This is a genomic window from Rhizobium sp. 01L410, assembly GCF_056400165.1.
In genome coordinates, this window is record NZ_JBFTST010000003.1 from 398653 (window position 1) to 415753 (window position 17101).

11 protein-coding genes are annotated in these 17101 nt (G+C 62.0%); 7 read left to right on the forward strand and 4 right to left on the reverse strand.

Annotation, left to right across the window (positions count from 1 at the left end; all coding sequences use genetic code 11):
• Positions 1 to 5 precede the first annotated feature (5 nt).
• Genes AC1DV9_RS09255 through AC1DV9_RS09265 form a run of 3 tightly spaced genes read left to right on the forward strand, consistent with a single transcriptional unit; the run spans position 6 to position 2265 of the window.
• On the forward strand, positions 6 to 1145 hold the full coding sequence (locus AC1DV9_RS09255) for an alpha-D-ribose 1-methylphosphonate 5-triphosphate diphosphatase (protein ID WP_112385048.1): 1140 nt from the start codon (positions 6 to 8) through the stop codon (positions 1143 to 1145).
• Positions 1142 to 1741, forward strand: coding sequence for a phosphonate metabolism protein/1,5-bisphosphokinase (PRPP-forming) PhnN (gene phnN, locus AC1DV9_RS09260; protein ID WP_112539935.1), 600 nt, complete (start codon positions 1142 to 1144; stop codon positions 1739 to 1741). Before AC1DV9_RS09255 ends, phnN begins: the two co-directional genes overlap by 4 nt.
• Positions 1742 to 1755: 14 nt before the next feature.
• Positions 1756 to 2265 (forward strand): GrpB family protein, encoded by a 510-nt coding sequence (locus AC1DV9_RS09265; RefSeq protein WP_477947382.1) that lies wholly within the window; start codon positions 1756 to 1758, stop codon positions 2263 to 2265.
• A gap of 21 nt (positions 2266 to 2286) precedes the next feature.
• On the opposite strand, the gene AC1DV9_RS09270 is transcribed toward AC1DV9_RS09265, so the two are convergent.
• Positions 2287 to 4713: a DNA translocase FtsK gene (locus AC1DV9_RS09270; RefSeq protein WP_477947383.1), complete on the reverse strand. Its 2427-nt coding sequence runs from the start codon at positions 4711 to 4713 to the stop codon at positions 2287 to 2289.
• Positions 4714 to 4878: 165 nt separating this feature from the next.
• A complete protein-coding gene (gene polA, locus AC1DV9_RS09275) occupies positions 4879 to 7875 on the reverse strand; it encodes a DNA polymerase I (RefSeq protein WP_477947384.1) in 2997 nt (998 codons plus the stop codon).
• 413 nt (positions 7876 to 8288) lie between these two features.
• Here polA and AC1DV9_RS09280 point away from each other — a divergent pair, with 413 nt between their 5' ends.
• Positions 8289 to 8705, forward strand: a complete 417-nt coding sequence (locus AC1DV9_RS09280) for a MarR family winged helix-turn-helix transcriptional regulator (protein WP_112385043.1) — start codon at positions 8289 to 8291, stop codon at positions 8703 to 8705.
• 3 nt (positions 8706 to 8708) lie between these two features.
• Here the strand turns inward: AC1DV9_RS09280 and AC1DV9_RS09285 are convergent, their stop codons facing one another.
• A complete protein-coding gene (locus AC1DV9_RS09285) occupies positions 8709 to 11087 on the reverse strand; it encodes a bifunctional diguanylate cyclase/phosphodiesterase (RefSeq protein ID WP_477947385.1) in 2379 nt (792 codons plus the stop codon).
• A gap of 216 nt (positions 11088 to 11303) precedes the next feature.
• Here AC1DV9_RS09285 and AC1DV9_RS09290 point away from each other — a divergent pair, with 216 nt between their 5' ends.
• Together AC1DV9_RS09290 and AC1DV9_RS09295 are read left to right on the forward strand one after the other, a co-directional pair.
• A complete protein-coding gene (locus tag AC1DV9_RS09290) occupies positions 11304 to 12689 on the forward strand; it encodes a dipeptidase (protein ID WP_477947387.1) in 1386 nt (461 codons plus the stop codon).
• A 464-nt stretch (positions 12690 to 13153) separates the two neighbouring features.
• Positions 13154 to 13951: an SH3 domain-containing protein gene (locus AC1DV9_RS09295; protein ID WP_477947389.1), complete on the forward strand. Its 798-nt coding sequence runs from the start codon at positions 13154 to 13156 to the stop codon at positions 13949 to 13951.
• Between the two features lie 192 nt (positions 13952 to 14143).
• Here AC1DV9_RS09295 and AC1DV9_RS09300 read toward each other — a convergent pair whose 3' ends face one another.
• Positions 14144 to 14323 carry a hypothetical protein gene (locus tag AC1DV9_RS09300; RefSeq protein WP_112385039.1) on the reverse strand — a complete coding sequence of 60 codons (180 nt, stop codon included), beginning with the start codon at positions 14321 to 14323 and terminating at the stop codon, positions 14144 to 14146.
• 241 nt (positions 14324 to 14564) lie between these two features.
• Here AC1DV9_RS09300 and AC1DV9_RS09305 point away from each other — a divergent pair, with 241 nt between their 5' ends.
• Positions 14565 to 16874, forward strand: coding sequence for a transglycosylase domain-containing protein (locus AC1DV9_RS09305; RefSeq protein WP_477947391.1), 2310 nt, complete (start codon positions 14565 to 14567; stop codon positions 16872 to 16874).
• Positions 16875 to 17101 lie beyond the last annotated feature (227 nt).

The following is a 17101-nucleotide window of genomic DNA, read 5'->3' on the forward strand; positions in this document are numbered from 1 at the left end:
ATGCAATGACAAAAGAGACCGTGCTTTCCAACGCCCGCATCATTCTCGAGGATGACATCCTTCACGGCTCGCTGCTGATCCGCGATGGGAAGATCGCCGACATTTCCGAGGGCAACTCGGCCCATGGCGAGGATTTCGAGGGCGACTACCTGCTTCCCGGTCTCGTCGAACTGCATACCGACCATCTGGAAGGCCATTACTCGCCACGCCCCGGCCTGCGCTGGCACAAGACGGCAGCGATCCAGGCGCACGATGCGCAGATCGTCACCTCCGGCATCACCACCGTCTTCGACTGCTTGCGCATGGGCGCGGACGAGGATGGCGGCTTCGATCGCGGCGAGATGCGCGACATGGCCGACGCCATCCAGAAGGCCGAGCAGGAAGGCCGCCTGCGGGCCGAGCATCTGCTGCATCTGCGCTGTGAGGTTTCAGCCGACAACGTCATGGAGCATTTCGCCGACTTCGAGAACGACCCCTATGTCCGGCTCGTCTCGCTGATGGACCACGCTCCCGGCCAGCGGCAGTTCCAGACCATGGACCAGTACATCTTCTACTATCAGAAGAAGCGCGGCCTCTCCGACGAGGTATTTGCCAAGTTTATCGAGAAGCGGCTTGCCGAATCCGCCCGCAACTCTACTCCCCACCGCATCGCCATTTCCAAGATCTGCAAGGAACGCGGCATCACGATTGCCAGTCACGACGACGCAACGCTCGATCATGTGGACGAGGCGATCGAGAACGGCGTGCGCCTTGCCGAGTTCCCGACGAGCTTCGACGCCGCCAAGGCATCGCACGAGCACGGCATGAGCGTGCTGATGGGTGCGCCGAACATCGTGCGTGGCAAGTCGCATTCCGGCAATATCGCCGCCCGCGATCTCGCCGAGCGCGGCGTGCTGGATGTGCTTTCCTCCGACTACGTGCCGCTCAGCATGCTCTATGCGCCCTTCATCATCGCCGATGAGGTCGAGTCCATTTCGCTGCCGAAGGCAATTGCTATGGTCACCTCGACGCCGGCCCGCACCGTCAGCCTCGACGATCGCGGCCGGATCGCCACCGGGCTGCGCGCCGATCTGGTGCGCGTCTTCCGTGACGAAGGCGTGCCGGTCACCCGTTCCGTCTGGCGCGAAGGACGCCGTGTCGCATGATCCCGTCGCACGAACCCCACGCCGTTCCCGGCAGCGAACGCGGCATCATGGTCGTCGTTGTCGGGCCGAGCGGCGCCGGCAAGGATACGCTGATCGCCGTCGCTGCCCAGCATTTCGGCAGCCGTCCCGACGTGCATTTCGTCCGCCGCGTCATCACCCGTGATGGCGATGCCGGCGGCGAGGACCATCTCTCGGTATCGGATGCCGGCTTTGCCTCGATGGAGCAATCCGGCAGCTTCGCCGTCTGGTGGGAAGCGCATGGCCTGAAATACGGCATTCCGGCCGAGGTCTCAGTGGCGCTCGGCAAGGGACACCTGGTCATCGCCAACGGATCACGCTCAGCCTTGCACCACTTCCAGGCCGCCTTCCCGCGTCTCAAGGTGATCAACGTCACGGCCCGGCCGGAAGTGCTCGCGGGCCGCCTCGAGGCCCGCGGCCGCGAAACCCATGAAGACATCATGGCCCGTCTCGCCCGCGGCTCGCTGACGGTTCGCGGCGACTACGACGTCACCGATCTCGACAATAGCGGGACGCTGGCCGAGGCCGAACGCAAGATCGTCGATACGCTGAACGGCTTCCTCGCGGAAGTCGCCTGATCGAAGGAGACGCCATGGCCATCGTCGTTGTTCCCTACGATGACAGCTGGCCGGATCTCTTTGCGCAGGTATGCGGTGAACTCGCGCCGGTGTTCGCCGGGCTGGCACCGGTGTTCCACCATGTCGGCAGCACATCCGTTCCCGGATTGGCGGCAAAGCCGAAGATCGATCTGCATGCGGCCTTTGCAGATCTGGAGATTGTTGCCACGGCCGTGGAGCGGATGCAGGCGGTGCCCGGTTACACTTATCACGGCGACAAATACGACGATCAGAGCTGGACCTTCACCAGCGGCCGAGGCTCCTATGGGGCGCGGCTCTATCTCTGCACGTTGGAGAACCACGTGCTGCGCGACCGCATCCTGTTTCGCAATTATCTCAGCGCGCACCCCGAAAGGGCAGCCGCCTATGCCGCGCTGAAGCTGCGGCTGATGGGCGAGGCAAATGACGACTGGGGTTATTATACCGGCGGAAAGACGGAGTTTGTCCGCGAGACGGTGCGCCTCGCTGAATTGCAGCGCCGTTAAACCGGCGCTGCAGCCGCATACCTACTCGCCCTCGCCCCGCGCCGAGACGATTTCACGCTTGCCGACATGGTTTGCCGGGCCGACGAGGCCTTCCTTTTCCATGCGTTCCACCAGCGATGCGGCGCGGTTGTAGCCGATGCCGAGGCGGCGCTGGATGTAGGAGGTCGAGCACTTCTTGTCACGCAGTACGACCTTGACCGCCTGCTGATAGAGCTCGTCGCCATCCTCGGCGCCCATGGCGCTCTTGTCGAAGACGGCGCTGTCTTCGGCTTCCTCTTCTTCTTCGTCGCCCGCCGTGACCGTATCCAGATATTCCGGACGGCCCTGCGTCTTCAGGTGTGCCACGACCTTTTCGACCTCGAGATCGGAGACGAAGGGACCGTGGACGCGGGCGATGCGGCCGCCGCCCTGCATGTGCAGCATGTCGCCCTGGCCGAGCAGCTGCTCTGCACCCTGCTCGCCGAGAATGGTGCGGCTGTCGATCTTCGACGTCACCTGGAAGGAGATACGGGTCGGGAAGTTCGCCTTGATCGTACCGGTGATGACATCGACCGAGGGGCGCTGCGTTGCCATGATCAGGTGGATACCGGCGGCACGCGCCATCTGCGCCAGACGCTGGATCGCGCCTTCGATATCCTTGCCGGCGACCATCATCAGGTCGGCCATCTCGTCGACGATGACGACGATGTAAGGCATCGGCGTCAGGTCGAGTTCCTGCTGTTCCTCGATCGGCGCGCCAGTGCCCTTGTCGAAGCCGACCGGGACCATGATGTGGATGGTCTCGTCCTTTTCGCGGGCCTGCGCCACGCGGCCATTATAGCCGTCGATATTGCGGACACCAAGACGCGACATCTTGCGATAGCGCTCTTCCATCTCGCGGACCGCCCATTTCAGCGCCATCACGGCCTTCTTGGGATCGGTGACGACGGGGGTCAGCAGGTGCGGAATGCCGTCATAGACGGACAGCTCCAGCATCTTCGGATCGACCATGATCAGGCGGCACTGCTCCGGCGACATGCGGTAGAGCAACGACAGAATCATCGTGTTGATGGCAACGGACTTGCCTGAACCGGTGGTGCCGGCAACAAGCAGATGCGGCATCTTCGCAAGTTCGGCGATCACCGGTTCGCCGCCGATCGTCTTGCCGAGGCCGAGTGCCAGCTTGTAGCTGCTCTTGGCGAAATCCTGGCTTTCGATCATCTCGCGGAAATAGACCGTTTCGCGGGTCTGGTTCGGCAGTTCGATACCGATGACGTTGCGCCCGGGCACCACGGCAACGCGAGCCGAAAGAGCCGACATCGAGCGGGCGATATCGTCGGCAAGGCCGATGACACGCGATGACTTCACGCCGGGCGCCGGTTCGAATTCATAGAGGGTGACGACCGGGCCGGGACGGACATGGATGATCTCGCCCTTGATGCCGAAATCTTCGAGTACGCTTTCGAGGAGGCCGGCGTTCTGCTCGAGCGCTTCCTGGGTCATGATTTCGCCCAGCCGCTCCGGCGGCTGCTGCAGCAACTCGTTCGGCGGGAATTCGTAGCCGGATGCATCGACCTTCGCGGCAGCAGGCTTTGCAGCGGTCAGACGCGGCGCCGGCATCGTCACCGGGGCGACGGCGGGTGTGCGGACCGGGATCGGTGCGATCGGCTGCGTGCGGGCTTCTACCGGTGCCGGCTGCGGCACGGGTGCCGCCGCTTGAACCGGCTTTGCCGGGGGCGGGGCGGCCACGGGGGCTGGCGCAGCGGGCGCCGGTGCCGCGATCGGCGCCGGTGCGATCGCAGCTGGAGCATCGGCGGATGCCGCCTCCATGCGCCGGTGCGGGTGCCATTCCATGACGCGGAAATTGGCGATGATCGATTCGGCGGATACCTCCACCTTCGGCATCGGAACCGGGTGGAACTGCGGCGCGGCAGGTGCAGCGCCCTCTTCGAAGGCCATGACCTCCCAGAAGGCGAAGTCCGAAATCGAGGCAAGCTCACCGGCAGCATGATACGGCTCTGCCGCCACAGGCGCTTCCGGCAAAGACGGGACGTGGACGGGTGCAGCGGGCTGGACCGGCGTGCGGACGATGGGCAGCAACGGTGGCCTGACGACAGGCTGTGCCGCCATGCGGGTCACGGGCGGGAGCGGGACGCGGACGGCTGGCGCGGGCTGCGGGGCGTGCGCGTCGAAGGGGACATCGACGACGATCGGCGTACGGCTTTCCACGGCCTGCGCCGCTTCGGCGACGACGACCTCTACAGGCTCATCCAGCTGCGGAATTTCAGGCGGGGTGCGGCGCAGCAGGTTCTCCGGCGTACGGGTGAACCGGACATTCGGCGCCAGCGAAAAATTGCTCTGCCAGATCGGCGGCGCCGGGCGCTCGCCTGTGCCGTCTTCATCCTGATGCACGTCAACTTCCGCAGAAATCTCCGCGGCATCCGTCAAGTTCGTTCTGGGAAAACGCATGCGACCTGCTGCTCACTCAAATTACCGACCTGAACGGATTAGAAAAGGAAGGTTAATAAGTTCCTTCCTTCCGCGTTAAAATGCCACGGGTATTTTGCCGTAAATCAAACGGAATCAAAGACTTGGATCTTTAAGAAAAATCTTTGCAAATATCGGACGAAGCGCTCAGTGCGCTTCGTCCCAGTTGCTAGCCGCGCGCGCATCAACCTTGAGCGGAACGCGCATTTCCAACGCCGGCATGGTGGCGTTCTCCATGACGGAGACGATGGTCGGCATGGCCTTCTCGACGTCGGCGTCCTCGACTTCAAAGATCAGTTCGTCGTGCACCTGCAGCAGCATGCGCACACGATCGGCCAGACCGGCCTCGGCAAGCGCCGGTTCCATCTTGATCATCGCGCGGCGAATGACATCGGCCGCCGAGCCCTGGATCGGCGCGTTGATCGCAGCGCGCTCGTTGAAGGCGCGCACCGACGGATTGGACGAGCGGATTTCCGGATAGTTGATTCGCCGGCCGAAGATGGTTTCGACATAGCCCTTCTCGCGGGCCATCTGCTTGCGGCTGTCCATGTAGTCACGGATGCCGGGGAAGCGCTCGAAATACTTCTTGATGTAGTCGCCCGCCTCGGAACGCTCGATCGACAACTGATTGGCGAGGCCGAAGGCCGAGATGCCGTAGATGATGCCGAAATTGATCGCCTTGGCGCGGCGGCGGACATCGCTCGGCATGCCCTCGACAGGAACGCCGAACATCTCGGAGGCGGTCATGGCATGAATATCGACGCCGTCGGCGAAGGCCTGGGTCAGCTGCGGGATATCGGCGACATGGGCCAGCACGCGCAGTTCGATCTGGCTGTAGTCGGCCGAGATCAGCTTGTGTCCCGGCGTCGAGATGAAGGCCGTGCGGATCTTGCGACCTTCGGCAGAGCGGACCGGAATATTCTGAAGGTTCGGCTCCGACGACGAAAGGCGGCCGGTCGTGGTGGAGGCCAGCGAATAGGACGTATGAACCCGCTTGGTCTGCGGATGCACGTATCCCGGAAGCGCGTCGGTATACGTGGACTTCAGCTTGGTCAGCTGGCGCCAGTCGACGATCTTGCGCGGCAGCTCGAAGCCGGCCGCGGCCAAGTCTTCGAGAACGCTTGCCGATGTCGACCACTGGCCGGTCTTGGTCTTCGTGCCGCCTTCGAGGCCCATCTTGCCGAACAGGATATCGCCCAGCTGCTTCGGCGAACCGATGTTGAAGCGCTCGCCCGCCAGCGTATAAACTTCGTCCTCGAGGCGTGCAGCGCCCTGCGCCAGCTCGCCCGAGAGGCGCGAGAGAATCTGACGGTCGACGGTGATGCCGCGCTCTTCCATATGGGCGAGAACGGGCAGGAGCGGACGCTCCAGACGCTCGTAGATCGTCGTCAGCTTGGCGGCGGCGAGCCGCGGCTTCAGAACCATCCACAGGCGCAGGGTGACATCCGCGTCTTCGGCGGCATAATGCGTTGCCCTGGTGATATCGACGAGATCGAAGGTGACGTTCGACTTGCCGCTTCCGGCGACGTCCTTGTAGGCGATCGGCTTGTGGCCGAGGAACTTCTCAGACAGCGGATCCATGCCGTGGGCCCCGGTGCCGGCGTCAAGGACGTAGGAAATCAGCATCGTGTCGTCGAAGTTCTTCGTCTCGACGCCGTAGCGCTTCATCAGCAGGTAATCGTATTTGAGGTTCTGAGCCACCTTCAGAACCGATTCGTCCTCCAGCAGCGCCTTCAGCCGCGGCAGCGCATCGCGCATCGGAATCTGGTTTTCAGCCAACCCGCCACCGAGCAGATCGCCGACGCCGGTCTTGTGTCCGATCGGCACATAGGCGGCACGGATCGATACGCCCGCCGGACTCTTCGAATTGTCGGCAAGCGCCAGCGAAAAGCCGACGAGCTCGGCCTGCATCGCATCAAGCGACGTCGTTTCGGTATCGAAGGCGACAAGGCCGGTATCGCGCGCAGCGGCGATCCACTGATCGAGCGTCGCGACATCACGGACCGTCACATAAGCCGAATGGTCGAACGGCAAGGCAGCGAAGGCTTCGGCGCGCTGCTTGGCAAGATCGGCAGCAACGAAGGCACCCTCGACCGCACCGGCCCTGGCTTTTTCCGGGACCGGAACGGAGGCACCGGCTACATCCGGAATACCGCCGGCAACCGGGGCGGGCTCAGCCACATCGAGATCCGGGCCGTGCGCTGCGGCTCCCCATTCGACGGCCACTTCTGCCGGCTCGATGGCATTGGCATCGCAATCGCAGGCTTCGGCGACGCGGCGCGTCAGGGTCGTGAATTGCATGGTCTTCAGGAAGCCGATGAGCTTCGGACCGTTCTGCGGCTCAAGCACCAGATCCTCGACCTTGAGCTCCAACGGAACGTCGAGACGCAGCCGCACGAGCTCCCTCGAAAGACGCGCCTTGTCGGCGTTCTCCATGATCGTCTGGCGGCGTTTTTCCTGCTTGATCTCGTGAGCACGCTCCAGAAGCGTATCCAGATCGCCATATTCGGCCAGCAGCTGCGCTGCAGTCTTCGGGCCGATGCCGGGAATGCCCGGGACGTTGTCGACCGAATCGCCGGTCATCGCCTGCAGGTCGATCATCTTCTCCGGCGGCACGCCCCATTTCTCGATGACGTCAGGGATGCCGATCTGCTTGTCCTTCATGCTGTCATACATATGGACATTCGGCGTCACCAGCTGCATCAAGTCCTTGTCCGAGGAGACGATTGTCACATCGGCGCCCGTGGCTTCGGCCTGGCGGGCATAGGTGGCGATGATGTCGTCAGCCTCGAAACCTTCTGTCTCGATGCAGGGGAGGTTGAAGGCGCGTGTTGCCTGGCGGATCAAGCCGAATTGCGGGATCAGCTCCTCAGGCGGCGCCGAGCGGTTCGCCTTGTAGGCGTCGTAGAGATCCTTGCGGAAGGTCTTCGAGGAATAGTCGAAGATAACCGCCAGATGCGTCGGCGTTACCCCCACCGAGGTGTCGCGCGCGTCGGTCAGGAGCTTCCACAACATGTTGCAGAAACCGGAGACGGCGCCAACCGGCAAACCGTCGGATTTGCGGGTCAGCGGCGGCAGCGCGTGGAATGCGCGAAAGATGAAGCCGGAGCCGTCTACGAGGAAGAGATGATCGCCTTTTTTCATGGCAGCATGGATAGCGTGGAGGCATCGCGAAATCCATATAAAGTTCTGTGGCATCCGGGATTCACCCCTTCACCGAACTGTTACCAATTTGTAATCGGCGGCTTATTCGCGTTCCCTTGAAAAACCACATTCCAGATCACAAATCAAAGTCACCGGCGTTTGATCGCGCCGCGGGTCTGATACCCGGCTTGTCCCCCGCCGCATCAGACTTGGACAAAGGCCTCATTCCCCTCTCCGGGCCTTTGTCCCCATTTTTGAGCTGCCATGGTCAACCTCCAGACCATGGCGGCTTTGTTTTCTGCATCAATGGATAAATCTGAAGCAAAAAGGCATCTTTTGATCCATCGCATGCGATTTGTTGCATTGTTTCAGCCGCGCTTTTGGGCCTAACTACAATCATGGGATTTAATCGCATGGATTCGGGAGCCTACCTTGCCAGCCAGCTGGCGAAGGGTTTCGCCCGCTCGCTGCAGCAGCGCGCGGGGCGTCTCGGCTTTTCTCCCGGCCAGTTTCCGATCCTGCTCGAACTGTGGGCCGAGGATGGCCTGACGCAGAAAAAGCTTCTTGAGCGGGTCGATATCGAGCAGGCAACGATGGCCAATACGCTGTCGCGCATGGTCCGCGACGGGCTGATCGAGCGCCGCCCGCATCCCTCCGACAAGCGGGCTCAGCTGATATTCCTAACGCCCAAAGCCCAGGCGATGCGGGACGAGGCGGTCGATACGGCCCGCGAAGCGGATCTGGCGCTGTTCGACGGCTTCAAGACCTTCGAGCGCGAGCTGATGCTCGAATATATCCGCCGGCTTCTGGAGAACGCCAAGAAGATCTGAGTGTCATGCCTGGCGCGTAGCCGTGCGGTGAATTTTCAGCACCTCGGTTCCCGTCTGGGCGGAGAGGAAGCTCTCGCGCGCCGCTGCCTTGATGCTGGGTTCGATATCCGGCTTGCCAAGCAACAGCCCCTGCACCTGCGCGCAGCCTTCGTCCATGACGATCTGGCGCTGCACTTCGGTTTCGACGCCTTCCGTTACAACGGGCATTCCGAGGCTATGACCGAGGCCGATGATCGCACGGACGATCGAGCGCGCCGCGGCGTCATGTTCAAGAGCGCCGGTAAAGCTGCGATCAACCTTGATCTTGTCGAAGGGGAAAGTCCTGAGGTTGCTCAGTGACGAGAAGCCGGTTCCGAAATCGTCCATGACGATCCTGACGCCGAGTTCGCGCAACCTGACCAGCGTTGCCATGACACGCGTACGATCGCGCACCAGTGCGGCCTCCGTGATCTCCAGCTCCAGCCTGGCGGGGGCAAGCCCGGTTTCCGTTAAAATGCCGGCTATCTGATCGTAGAGATTGGGCAGCATGAACTGCACCGGCGAAACATTGACGGCTATGGATAGCGGATCCGGCCAGCGCGCCGCCTCCATACAGGCCTGCCGCAGCACCCATTCGCCAAGCTGGACGATCGTGCCGCTCTCCTCGGCGATCGGGATGAAGATATTGGGTTCGCTCATACCATGGCCAGGCCGGTTCCAGCGCATCAGCGCCTCGTAGCCGTTGATTTCACCTGTCCTGGTGTCGAGGATCGGCTGGTAGCTCACATGGATCTGATTGCGGATGATCGCGTGGCGCAGATCGTTCTCGATCTGACGTCGGGCACGCACCGCCTCGTCCATCTCCGCATCGAAGAAGCAGGCGCTGCCGCGGCCTGCATGCTTGACGCGATAGAGCGCCGTATCCGCATTGTTGCAGAGATCTTCCGCAGTCGTTCCGTCGGAGGGGAAGAGCGAGATCCCGATGCTGACGCCGACCGCAGTCGGATCGCGCGTCGTGTCCATTCCGGCAGCGAATTCATCGAGGATGCGGGCCGCCAGCCTGCGGGCGGCCTCCGGCTGCTTTCCGGGCTGGATGATCGCGAACTCGTCGCCGCCAAGGCGTGCCACCGTTTCGCCATCGGCGGCGCAACGCTTGAGGATCGCGGCGACCTTGCACAGGATGCGGTCACCCTCTGCGTGGCCGAAGATATCGTTGACCGCCTTGAACCGATCGAGGTCGAGGCAGAAGACCGCCACCTGGCTGCGTTTGCGGTGGGCGATCTGCAGTGCCTGGCGGATACGGGTATCGAACAGCGAGCGGTTCGGCAGGTCGGTCAGCACGTCATGATGGGCGAGATGCTCGATCATCTCTTCGGCCCGCTTGCGTTCCGTGAGGTCGCGGATCACCAGCACCTCGCAGCCGCGTCCGCGATAGACGATCTTCTTGGCCACCACCTCGACGGATATTTCGGTTTCGTCGCGGGCGATCAGCAGCATCTCGCGATGCCCTTCGCCGTCGGCGCTATGGGAGATCAAGACCACATCGGGGACATTTCCCTGAAGCTCGGCGAATTTCCAGCCGGACATCTCCTGGAACCGCTCATTGGCATCGATGATCCGGCCGTCGCGCAGGATCAGCAGGCCTTCAAGCGAGGCGTTGGCGAGGCCGCGCAGGTCGGTGAGGTGGCTTTCGAGGAAGACCGCACCGAGCGCGACGAGGATCAGCCCGGTCGATACAGCCATGATGATGGCTGCCAGGACATCGGTTGCGATCGTCATTTGGGCAACGTCCTTGGCCGGATCGGGAACAAGGACGATGCTGCTCATCGAGGTGAAGTGCAGTGCGCAGATCGACAGCACGAAAATCAGTGACGAGATGACAATGCGCTTCGCGCCCGTCAGCTTGAAAAAGGTCAGGAAAGACAGTGTCGCCAGGCCGGCACCGGTAACGACGGCGGCGAGCGTGACATAGGGATCGTATTCGATCGTTGCCTGCGCTTCGATCGCCTGCATGCCCGTCAGATGCATGGTGGCAATCGCCAGCGCCATCAGCACACCGCCTGAGGCGAAGGAGTAGCCGCTTGTCCCTTCCGAAGCGACGAGGATCGCGCCCCAGGATCCGGCGATCGCCAGCACGACCGAGAGACCGGTGAGACCAAGCCCGTAGCTGATCGGCAGGCCTCCATCATAGGCAAGCATGGCAATGAAATGCGTTGCCCATATACCGATGCCGCAGGCAAAAGCCGAGGCGGCGATCCACAAACGCCGCTGCCCTGCGTCGCACTCCTGAGCGCGCGAGAGCAGCAGCATGGTGGCCAGGCTGCCGACGAGGCAGACAATGGCGGCCGCCCCGACAAGGCGCCAATCGTGATAGTCCCTGACGCAAGCAATCACTGAAAACATTGGTCACCTCACCGCGTTTTCAGCCAAGCTATTTAGTGTTTGCTAAATAACCGTAAATTGCATTAGTGATTTCTTTCTCTCCATTTATTACACATCACCAAAGCGGGACACTCGCCGGACCTGCGAGAAGCGGCCGCTGAACGACATAGGTTTTTCTCCTCGAAACCCGCTGGCCTTTGGTCTATCGTCCGGCCGGAATTTCAAGAGGAGTCGGAAATGACTGACGTCACACCGGTGCTTTCGCGCGCCGACCAGAATCTCAATTCAAGCCTCGACAAGCTGTTTGAACTGCTGCGCATCAAATCGATCTCGACGGATCCGGCTTTCAAGGCCGATTGCCGCAAGGCGGCGGAATGGCTCGTCGCCTATCTCAAGATGCTCGGCTTCGAGGCCTCGGTGCGCGACACGCCCGGCCATCCGATGGTGGTCGCTCATCATCCCGGCGCCACGCCGGACGCTCCGCATGTGCTGTTCTACGGTCACTATGACGTGCAGCCGGTCGATCCGATCGAGCTCTGGGAAAACGATCCCTTCGAACCGGCGATCAAGGATGCCGGCAACGGCCGCAAGATCCTGACCGGCCGCGGTACCGCCGACGACAAGGGTCAGCTGATGACCTTCGTCGAGGCCTGCCGCGCCTACAAGGAAATCAACGGTGCGCTGCCCTGCCGCGTCACCATCCTGTTCGAAGGCGAAGAAGAATCCGGTTCGCCGTCGCTGAAGCCGTTCCTGGAGGCCAATGCCGCGGAACTGAAGGCGGACTACGCGCTGGTCTGCGACACCAGCATGTGGGACCACGAGACACCGGCGATCGCGGCGGCGCTGCGCGGCCTCGTCGGCGAAGAAGTCGTCATCACTGCCGCCGACCGCGACCTGCATTCCGGCCTGTTCGGAGGTGCTGCCGCCAACCCGATCCATATCCTGACGGAAGCGCTGGCCGGTCTGCATGACCAGACCGGCCGCATCACGCTCGAGAATTTCTACGAGGGCGTCGAGGAAACACCCGAGAATATCAAGTCGTCATGGGACAAGCTCGGACAGACATCCGAGAGCTTCCTCGGCCAGGTCGGCCTTTCCGTACCATCGGGTGAAAAAGGCCGTTCGGTTCTGGAGCTCACCTGGGCGCGGCCGACGGCTGAGGTCAACGGCATCTGGGGCGGCTACACCGGCGAAGGCTTCAAGACCGTCATCGCCGCCAAGGCTTCTGCCAAGATCTCCTTCCGGCTTGTCGGCAAGCAGGATCCGGCCGCCATTCGCGAGACATTCCGCGCCTATATCCGCTCGAAGATCCCGGCCGACTGCTCGGTCGAGTTTCACGCCCATGGCGCCTCTCCGGCAATCCATCTGTCCTATGATTCGCCTGTCATCACCAAGGCAAAGAACGCGCTGTCCGACGAGTGGCCGAAGCCGGCTGTCGTCATCGGCATGGGCGGGTCGATCCCGATCGTCGGTGATTTCCAGAAGATGCTCGGGATGGAATCGCTGCTGGTCGGCTTCGGCCTTGCCGATGACCGAATCCACTCGCCGAACGAAAAGTACGAGCTTGCCTCCTACCACAAGGGCATCCGCTCCTGGGTGCGCATCCTGGAAGCACTGGCTTAAGACAGAAAAGGCGCGCAGCTCGAAAGAGCGCGCGCCATCCAGACAGACAAAAAGGCCGGCAAGAACCGGCCTTTCGTCATCTGCTTCGCTTCGGTGCCAGTACATCCGTGGTCAAGGAGGAAGCAGATATTGCAGCCAGACTGATCCGGAAAGGTTAACAAACCATTAAGCCGTTTCGCCCTCGGATCAGAACGCTTCAGGCATCTCGTGCCTTCGCAGCGTCCAGGCCGCGATCTCTTGGACCCCATATCGGCATTCGCACGCCGCTTTTCAAGACGCCGCGATTTTGCCCCGCCGTTCAAGCTGCATTCATCGGAAACACATTACAAGCCTTTGAAAGACAACGTGAATGCACGCCGCCTCATAAAAGCCGGCAAGCGCTCTAGCTTTGTCTGATGCCGGCCCGAAGCCGGCTGCAGAACATATAGGCGTCGGCTTTGCCGCGCCCAATAGGGAGTTGAAACGTGCGAAACACGCTTCTCAGGATCGCGGCAATGAGCCTGCTTCTACTTGCCCCGGCGATCGCACAAGCCGCCGAAGGCTATGCGACTGCCAACGTCAACATGCGGGCCGGGCCGAGCACCGGCTATCCGGCAGTCGCCGTCATCCCGGCTGGCGAATCCGTTGAAATCCATGGCTGCCTTGCCGATGTGCCGTGGTGCGACGTCGAGTTCTACGGCGGACGCGGCTGGGTCGCTGGCCGCTATGTCCAGGCGCTCTATCAGAGCCGCCGCGTCTATGTGGGGCCGGAATATTACCGACCGCTCGGCATTCCGACCGTGGTCTTCAGCGTCGGCAACTATTGGGACCGCTACTATCGCAACCGCGATTTCTACCGCGACCGTGACCGCTGGCGCCGCGGCCCGGAATTCTACCGTCCGCCGCCGCCCCGCGACTTTGACCGCCGCCCGGATTTCGACAGGCGTCCCGATTTCGATCGCCGTCCGGACTTTGACTGGCGCCCTGATTTTGATCGGAGGCCAGATTTCGATCGCCGCCCGGATTTTGATCGCGGCGGGGACCCGCGCCCGGATTTCAACCGCGGCCCCGACCGCAGACGGGATGACGGCGATCGGAACCGCCGCCCGCAATCCGACCGTCAACCGGACGCCCGCGAAAACAACAATGATGCCGCCCGCCAGCGTCTGCGCGACAATCTAAGGGGCATCATGCAGCACGGCGACGTCAATAACAATGACAACGACCGCCGCAGACCGCCGCGCGGCGCCTGCCAGCCCGACGATCCGAATTGTAACAATTGATCCCCAAGGGCGGCAGCGATGCCGCCCTTTCTGTTTGCCGAAGAGGCCGAACGAAAAAAGCCCGGCGCTCCGAAGGAGACACCGGGCCTGATTTCGATCGGCACGTATTGAGGGGGGACGGCCGACCTTAAGCGGAACGTGAGGGGCTGTCCCGCTGCAGAAGAAACAGCCGGGACGCCTAAAGGTTCCCAATTACCAGATGACGACACTCTTATGCGCCGCGACGAGATCCTGCATCGCTGCAAAAGGGCCGTGAAGCATCTTCAGCCGGCTCTCTTCCATCTTGGTGAGACGGTACTGCCGGGCGAAATCGTGGACGCTCCAGATTTCCCGCAGACGGGTTTCTTCAATTCTATTGAGATCGATGCTCATGACAAATGCCTATGCATTACGCTTATTGCTTTTTTTCTTGGGCGCAACATGGCGGCATATATGTCAGTTTCATGACATTCGCAACGAATGGCAGCTATGCGCAAAAGCGAGAGCTCGAACCGCGTCAAATGGCTTCATCCAATAATGTTAACGCCCCCTTAAATCGCCGTATTTACAATTCAATCGGGTAGCTCCGCGTGACGAATGAAATGCGGGCGGCAAAGGGTACGACCGGTCCGGAATGGCAGGCAAAAGCAGATCACGCGACAGAATTGAACCGTCCTTCAGCGGCCGCGACCGCCGTGAGGACGACGAAGACGATTTTGCGCTCGATGACGAAGACCGTATCGACGGCCGCCGCGGCGCAAAACGCAGCTCCGCTCCATCCCCCAAACCATCGCGCAGCCGCACGCCTGAACGCAAGCGCCGCGAAAGGCGCGAGCCGCCTGAGCGTGAGGGCGGCGGGCTTTTCGCCATGCTGCGCCGGCTGATCTACTGGTGCATCGTGCTCGGCATCTGGGTCAGTATCGGCGTGGCCGGACTGGTCTTCTATTACGGCTCACGCATGCCGAGCGCCAGCACATGGTCGATCCCGGACAGACCGCCGAACGTCAAGATCACTTCGGTGGACGGCAGCGTGATTGCCAATCGCGGTGCCACCGGCGGTGAGGCGCTGCCGCTGGAGCAGATGTCGCCTTACATTCCGCAGGCGATCGTGGCGATCGAGGACCGGCGTTTCTATTCGCATTTCGGCGTCGATCCGATGGGCCTTGCCCGCGCCTTCGTCAACAACCTGACGGGACAGCCGATCCAGGGCGGCTCGACATTGACGCAGCAGCTTGCCAAGAACCTCTTCCTGTCGCCAGACCGGACGCTGGAACGCAAGGTGCAGGAAGTGCTGCTCTCCTTCTGGCTGGAGCAGAAATACACCAAGGACCAGATCCTTGCGATGTATCTGAACCGCGTCTATTTCGGCTCGAACGCCTATGGCGTGGAGGCTGCCGCACGCCGCTACTTCAACAAGTCGGCCCGTGACGTCAATCTCGGCGAAGCGGCGCTGCTCGCCGGCCTGGTGAAGGCGCCGACACGGCTGTCGCCGGCACGCGATCCGGAAGCCGCCAATGCCCGCGCCCAGGTGGTGCTGCAGGCGATGCGCGACCAGGGCTATATTACCGACGACGAAGTCAAGACGGCGATGTCGCAGACCCCCGCCAAGGCAAAGAGCTACAGGTCGGGCGCTGGGCAGTATGTCGCCGACATGGTTATGGATGAGCTGCCCGGACTGATCGGCGGCGCGGTCAAGGAAGACGTGATCGTCGATACGACGATCGACAAGGGGCTGGAGAAGAAGGCAGACGAGGCGTTGAACGATATCCTGTCGAAGCAGGGCGTCAAGCTCGATGCCTCGCAGGCGGCCCTCGTTTCGATCGACGGCACCGGCGCGATCCGGGCTCTGGTCGGCGGCAAGGATTATGCCGAAAGCCAATTCAACCGCGCGGTCAAGGCCAAGCGCCAGCCCGGCTCTTCCTTCAAGCCATTCGTTTATGCGGCGGCGCTCGAGAAGGGCCTGACACCAGCTTCCGTCTTCAACGACGCGCCGATCCGCATCGGCAACTGGACGCCCGAGAACTACGAGAAAAAGTATAACGGCGAAGTGACTCTGGCGACGGCGCTCGCGAAGTCGCTAAACACCGTTGCAGCCCAGCTCGTGATGTATGACGGCCCCGACCAGGTGATCAAGCTGGCACACCGGCTGGGCGTCGAAACCGAACTTCAGTCCAATGCGTCGATAGCGCTCGGAACATCCGAAGTGACACTGGAAGAACTGACCGCATCCTATGCCGCCTTCATGAACGGCGGTTACAAGGCGACGCCGCATGTGATCCGCCGGGTGACGACGGCCGAAGGCAAGGTGCTCTACGAAAACACCTACGACAATCCGCCGCGTGTGCTTTCCGAGGCCATCGCCGCCAACATGAACGCGATGATGATGGGCACAATCGAGTTCGGCACCGGCCGCAGCGCGAAAATTCCCGGCTGGCAGGCGGCCGGCAAGACGGGAACGACGCAGAATTCGCGCGATGCGCTGTTCGTCGGCTTTACCAGCAACCTGACGACGGGCGTCTGGTTCGGCAATGACGACGGCACGCCGATGAAGAAGGTAACGGGCGGTGGGCTCCCGGCCAAGGCCTGGCAGGAATTCATGATCGCGGCGCATAAGGGACTTTCGCCGGCACCGCTGTTCGGCAGCGGCCAGTTCGTTGCCGACCCGAACGCGATCGCCAACCAGCCGATGGCGCAGGGCGAACCGCAGCCGATGCAGGAGCAGCCTTCGACGATCGGCGGCATCATTTCCGGTGTGTTCGGTGGTGGCTCGTCCGAGCAATATCCGCCGGCGCCCGTGCAGCAGGGTCCTCTTCCTCCCGGCGATGTCGGGCCTGACGACGGCTATGACGGCGCGGTTCCGCCCGGCGATATCGGCCAGGCGCAGCCGGTGCATCAGGGCCAGCCGCGGCGCACAACGCTGCTTGATCTGATCATGAGACAGTAGAAGCACAAAGGGACGATCTGCAACGCGCAGTTACGCTGCCGTGCAGTCAAAAACCTTTGTTTTCCGGCTACCGTAAAAATTGAAGACAACACGCTCGTTTTGCTGGATTTCGGGCTATTTCTCGCCTTGCAGTCCCGAAAACCGCTCCTTATATACGCCGCATCACCGCAATCACGATTGCGTTAGTTCGAAGACCCCCATCCCCCAAGGGGCTGTCAGGGAAATGC